The 6,000-nt window shown below is 68.8% G+C and carries 4 protein-coding genes; 2 read left to right on the forward strand and 2 right to left on the reverse strand.

Going from position 1 to position 6,000, the window contains the following annotated elements; translation table 11 throughout:
* Nucleotides 1-78: 78 nt before the first annotated feature.
* Nucleotides 79-1,233, forward strand: coding sequence for a neutral zinc metallopeptidase (locus ON43_RS01220; protein ID WP_245568427.1), 1,155 nt, complete (start codon nucleotides 79-81; stop codon nucleotides 1,231-1,233).
* 6 nt (nucleotides 1,234-1,239) lie between these two features.
* Here ON43_RS01220 and ON43_RS01225 read toward each other — a convergent pair whose 3' ends face one another.
* Together ON43_RS01225 and ON43_RS01230 are read right to left on the reverse strand one after the other, a co-directional pair.
* Complete coding sequence (locus ON43_RS01225; protein ID WP_040802537.1) at nucleotides 1,240-2,538, reverse strand: ammonium transporter; 1,299 nt, start codon at nucleotides 2,536-2,538, stop codon at nucleotides 1,240-1,242.
* A 106-nt stretch (nucleotides 2,539-2,644) separates the two neighbouring features.
* Nucleotides 2,645-3,478 carry a hypothetical protein gene (locus ON43_RS01230; RefSeq protein WP_040802539.1) on the reverse strand — a complete coding sequence of 278 codons (834 nt, stop codon included), beginning with the start codon at nucleotides 3,476-3,478 and terminating at the stop codon, nucleotides 2,645-2,647.
* Between the two features lie 392 nt (nucleotides 3,479-3,870).
* Between ON43_RS01230 and ON43_RS01235 the strand changes: the two genes are divergently transcribed.
* A partial coding sequence (locus ON43_RS01235; RefSeq protein ID WP_083913077.1) for a DNA polymerase III subunit gamma and tau occupies nucleotides 3,871-6,000 on the forward strand: 2,130 nt, incomplete at its 3' end.

Consider the following 6,000-nt stretch of genomic DNA (forward strand, 5'->3'; position numbering starts at 1 on the left):
CACGGATCGACGCCCCCGGGTCAGCGCCCAGTGCCGTCGGGCGGCGGAAACCCATGGCCCCAAGGCAATCCGCCCGCCGTGCCCCAGCAGTTCCCCGCGATCCCGCCGCAGCAGCCCGGCCGGCCGACGCCGCCGCCCGGATACCAACGACCGCAGGGTTATCCACAGCCGCAGGGTTATCCACAACAGCCCGGCATGCCGCCCCGCCCCGGTTATCCACAGCAGCCGGGTTATCCACCGCGTCAAGGTTTTCCGCCGCCGCCCGGCTACGGCCAGGCCGCGCCCGGATATCGCGCACCCATGCCGCCGCCCGCCGTCGCTCCGCCGACCGGCGCCATACCGGTCGCCCGCCCCGCGCCGCCGCGCCGCGGCCGGGTCGGAGCCCTGCTGGTGATCCTGGTCCTGATCGTCACCGGTGTGCTGCTGCGCACCGCCGTCAGCACCGGCCTGCATTCGATCAACGCGGGCTCGACCGTCAAGACCACTTACGCAGGCGATTCCGGCAGCGAGAACCGCGGTGTGCAGGCGACCGCCGACAATCCCTTGCTCACCAATGCCGATTACACCCTGCTCCCGGCCAAATGCGCGTACACCGCGTGGAGCACCCAGGTCGAGGTGGCGCGGAAGTTCTTCGAAACCGCCGCCAGCTGCCTGCAATCGGCGTGGAAACCATTGTTCGACAAGATGAATCTGCCGTTCGAAGCGCCGAAATTGAATGTCTCGGCCACCACCGGCGGTATCACCACGCTGTGCACCGGCAGCAGCAGTAATTTCGCCGCTTTCTACTGTTCGGCGGATATGACCATCTATATGCCGATCAGCCAGCTGCAAACCGATCTGTTCGGCAACAACTGGGTGGTGTACCTGTCGGTCTTCGCCCACGAATACGGCCATCACGTCCAGGCCCAGGCCGGCATTCTCGGCAAGGTGCACTCCCAGCGCCGGGACGCGGGCGCGCGCAGCGACCTCGGCCTGGAACTGTCCCGCCGCACCGAATTACAGGCCCAGTGCTTCGACGGCATGTACCTGTCGTCCTCGAGCAATGGCGGCTCGCTGACCAGCGCCCAGATCGGCGTGGCCCGCAATGACGCCTACCACCGCGGCGACGCGCCGGGCGATATGCGTGATCACGGCACCTCGTCGAACATGGGCACCTGGTTCGAGACCGGCTACGACAAGGATCGCGCCATGCAGTGCAACACCTTCAGCGTCCCGGCGAGCAAGGTGAACTGAACCGGCTCAGTGTCCGAGCGGCTTGCCGATGCGGTTCGGCGAATGCCCGTGCACGCCTTCGGCGTACGCGGTCTCCGCGTGCAGCGCGAAGTCGACACCACCCAGCTCGTCCTCGCGGCTGACCCGGAACCCGATCGTCTTGTCGAGCAGCTTGCCCAGCGCGAACGTCACCCCGAAGGCGAAGCCCGCCACCGTGATCACACCCACCGCCTGCTTGCCCAGCTGACCCAGCCCGCCGCCGTAGAACAGGCCCTCGGGACCGCCGGTCATCACCGCGGAGGCCAGGAAACCGATCAGCAGCGTGCCCACGATGCCGCCGACGAAGTGCACGCCCACCACATCGAGCGAATCGTCGTAGTTGCCCTTGAACTTCCAGCTCACCGCGAACGAGCACACCACGCCCGCGACCAGGCCGACGACCACCGCGCCGATGGTGTTCACCTCACCGCAGGACGGAGTGATGGCGACCAGACCGGCCACCGCGCCCGAGGCCGCGCCGAAGGTGGTCGGCTTGCCGTCGCGGCGCGCCTCCACCACCAGCCAGCCCAGCATGCCCAGGCAGCCCGCCACCAGCGTGTTCAGGAACACCGCCGCGGCGATCCCGTTGGCGGACAGCGCCGAACCGGCATTGAAACCGAACCAGCCGAACCACAGCAGACCCGCGCCCAGCAGCACGAACGGCAGATTGTGCGGCCGCATGGCGTCGACCTTGAAGCCCACGCGCGGACCCAGCACCAGCGCCATGGCCAGGGCCGAAGCGCCCGAGGCGATCTCGACCACCAGACCGCCCGCGTAATCCAGCGCGCCCAGCTTCATCAGCCAGCCGTCCGGCGTCCACACCCAGTGCGCGATCGGCGCGTACACGATCAGCGCCCACACCGGCACGAAGATCATCCACGCCGAGAACTTGGCGCGATCGGCGATCGCACCGCTGATCAGTGCCACGGTCAGGATCGCGAAGGTCAGCTGGAAGGTGACGAACAACAGCTCCGGCACCGCCGCACCGGTTTTCGCGTCCACCACGTGCAGCGTGTCCGGATTGATCCCGGCGAGCCCGAAATGCCCGAGGTCGCCAATGACACCGGCGCCGACCGCGTCATCACCGAACGCGAGGCTGTATCCACCCACCAGCCACGCCACCGTCACCAGCGGAATCGAGATGAAGCTCATCATCAGCATGTTGAGCACACCGCTGGAGCGCACCATGCCGCCGTAGAAGATCGCCAGGCCCGGCGTCATCAGCAGCACCAGCGCCGTGGAGGCCAGCAGCCAGGCCGTGGCCGCCGGGTCGAGGTGGGGTGTCATGCGGTAGCTCCTTCCACGCGCGATCGCGTTTCACGGAAGTTACCGAATCCTCACGTTAAGGCGCTGTTACAAATATGCGGGTTAGGAAACCCGTCCGTAACACCGTCTAGCTGCGAGAACTCTTGACCTTTTTGGCCAAGGCGCGCAATCCGCGCGGGCCGGGCACCGGATTGCCGTCCTCGAGCGCCATCCACTCGGCGGTGACGAGCCACTGCTGCTGAGTGCGGGCGTCGGCTGTGTCGTTGAACACGCGGCGACCGCGGTCGTCTCGCAATTCATAGGCCAGTACCGACCAGCGCGGCGGGCGGCCGTGTTCGGCCACCTGATCTCGCAGATAGGCCGCGACCAGAGTCCCGATGGTGTTCACCGGACGCAGTGACACCCGGTTTCCGTACCGCGCGGCATGGAAACGCCTTCCGGCACACAGGGATCGGGGTGTGGCGTTGTAGGCGATCCAGCCCGCGCGCTGGGCGCGCTCGATCAGCCACAGATGCTTGATGGCGGTCGGGGCGATCTCGCCCACGCGGTCCCGGATCAGGGTGATGACCGGTTCGGTGAGCAGAATGTCGCGCCGGGTCGGGCCGGTGCCGTGGGCGGTCCAGTATTCGTCGGTGAGCTTGGCCAGCACCCGCCCGAAGTCGTCGATGCTGCGCTGCGCCCGCCGGCCCAGGCGCTCGATCCGCTCGGCCTCGGCGCGCATGTCGTTCTGCACGATGAGGGTGCGGATGGCCGCCATGGTCGGAACCTGACCGCGCTGCAGCAGTTCCAGAATCGCGCCCGCGGTGGCCGGATCGGCGGCGGCGGACACGGGTAGCGAATCGCGGTTGATGTCGTATTCGCGCGGATTGATGGCCCTGCTGAGCAATCCGACGGCGGCGGTGTCACCCGCGAATTCGGTGCTGGAGAGCCAGGCTGTGGCGATGTCGTCGAGAGACGGCACTTGGGCATTTCCTCCGGGAGATTTGGTTGTGCCCCGGTCGGGATGAGGGACCGGCCGGGGCAACCAACCTGATGAAGGTTTGGCTACCGAAGTTGCCGATGTCCACGGTAGCCAAACGATTGCGATCTTGCCGCATCGATTGGCCGGATCGTTATGTCCGCTCTGTGGAGTTGAAACAGAACGTAAGTCTGTATCTGGTGACGTAGCAGGTAAGGCGAGTTCGGCATTTGCTCTTTAAAAGCACGCTAAGAATTTGCTGCGAAGATCAGCAGGATTCCGAGTTCAGTCCGGTCGGTATCTACCGGCCCCGAGATTGCATGTGATTTGCATCACAAACCGGTGGGCTCGGCAGCGAATCGCTCCCTGTCGGTGGCGGCCGGTAACCTCTCCCCGTGGCTCTGTACCGGAAGTACCGACCGGCAACGTTCGCTGAAGTGGTGGGTCAGGAGCACGTCACCGATCCCCTGAGTATCGCGCTCGACACCGGGCGGATCAGTCATGCGTACCTGTTCTCGGGACCGCGAGGATGCGGCAAGACCTCGTCCGCGCGCATTCTCGCGCGCTCGCTGAACTGTGTGGAGGGCCCGACCTCCAAGCCCTGCGGCGTGTGCTCGTCGTGTGTGGCCCTGGGCCCGGGCGGTTCCGGCAACCTCGACGTCATCGAGCTCGACGCCGCCAGCCACGGCGGTGTGGACGACACCCGCGAACTGCGCGACCGCGCCTTCTACGCCCCGGCCGAATCCCGGTACCGCGTCTTCATCGTCGACGAGGCGCACATGGTCACCACCGCGGGCTTCAACGCGCTGCTCAAGATCGTGGAGGAGCCGCCCGCCCACCTCATCTTCGTCTTCGCCACCACCGAGCCGGACAAGGTGCTGCCGACCATCCGTTCGCGTACCCACCACTACCCGTTCCGCCTGCTGCCGCCCGCCACCATGCGCGGGCTGCTCGGCAAGATCTGCGAACAGGAGCAGGTGCAGGTCGAAGAAGCGGTGTACCCGTTGGTGATTCGCGCCGGCGGCGGTTCCCCGCGCGACAGCCTCAGCGTGCTCGACCAGCTGCTGGCCGGTGCGGGCCCCGATGGCGTCACCTACCCGCGCGCGGTCTCCCTGCTGGGTGTCACCGATGTCGCGCTCATCGACGACGCGGTCGAATCCCTCGTCGCCGCCGACGGCGCGGCCCTGTTCGGCACCATCGACCGCGTGGTCGAGGCGGGCCACGACCCCCGCCGCTTCGCCACCGACCTGCTCGAGCGCCTGCGCGACCTCATTCTCCTGCGCGCCGTCCCCGACGCCACCGAACGCAACCTGGTCACCGGCCCCGGCGACGTCATCGACCGCATGCGCTCCCAGGCCGACCGCCTCGGCGCCGCCACCCTGGCCCGCCACGCCGAACTCCTGCACGAGGGCCTCGGCGACATGCGCGGGGCGACCAACCCTCGCCTCCTGCTCGAGGTGATCGCCGCCCGCATGCTCCTCCCGGCCGCCTCGGACGCCGAAACCGCCACCCTCCAGCGTCTGGAACAGCTGGAACGCCGAATGGCAAGCGGCGCAATCCCTGTCGCCACCCAGCAGGCCCAGGCCGCGCCGCAGCCCGCTCAGCAGGCGCCCGCCACCCCGGCCGCATCCGCTGCCGCCGCCGCGCCCCCGGGCCGTCGCGGCGCCGCCGCCCTGGCCGCCATGCGCGCCGAAAAGACCCCGCCCGCAACGGATCCCGCACCCGCCACGACGACGGCGGTCCGCCCGGCCGAACTCGCTCCGGTGACCAGCCCCGCACCCGCGGCCGATCCTGTTCCGCCGCAGGCCGCCGTGCCCGCGCAGGCGGCCGAGTCGGTCCCCGCGCACCCCGCCGAACGCGCTGCCGCACAACAGGCTTCGGTCCCGCCGGCGGCGGCCGAACCGCCCGCTCCGAGCGAACCGCCCGTCCCGCCGGAGGTACCTGCCGCCGAGCCGGAGACTCCTGTCGCGGCGGCTGTTCCCGAGCAGGCGGCGGAACCCGAAGCCGTGCAGCAGGTTTCCGTTCCCGTCGTACCCGCGCCCGTACCCGCGCCCGTCGAGCCCGAACCCGTCGAACCGGTCGTCGCAGCGGAACCCGAGCCGGTCGTCGCCGTCGAACCGGCCGCTCCCGAACCGGTCGCCGCCGTAGCGGACACCCCGGCAGCCGAAGCCGCGCCCGTCGGCGACGCCGTGCTCGCCGAGATCGAGGCGGCGTGGGCCGATATCCGGGCCAAGGTCCGCGAATTCGGAGCCGCGGTGCACGCGCTGCTGTCCGGGGCCAGTGTTTCCCGGGTCGAAGGCGAGACGATCGTCTTCGCGCATCAGCACGCGCCGCTGGCGCAGCGGTTGTCGCAGCCGCAGTATGTCGAGGCCGTGCAGTCCGCGGTTCGGGCCGTGCTGGGTCGCGATCACGGAGTGAAGTGGGAGGTCGGGGGATCCGGATCGGGTGGCACCGCCAAGGCTGCCGCGACCAAGGGCCCGGCGACTCCGCCCGCGCCCGCCGCGCCGAAGAAGGCCGCGCAGAAG

Origin of the sequence: Nocardia concava NBRC 100430 (assembly GCF_000308815.1) — a bacterium.
GTDB classification, from domain to species: domain Bacteria; phylum Actinomycetota; class Actinomycetes; order Mycobacteriales; family Mycobacteriaceae; genus Nocardia; species Nocardia concava.

Excerpts from the sequence above, each read along its gene's own strand:
- ON43_RS01225 (WP_040802537.1), bottom strand. The coding sequence starts at position 2,538 with ATGACACCCCACCTCGACCCGGCGGCCACGGCCTGGCTGCTGGCCTCC.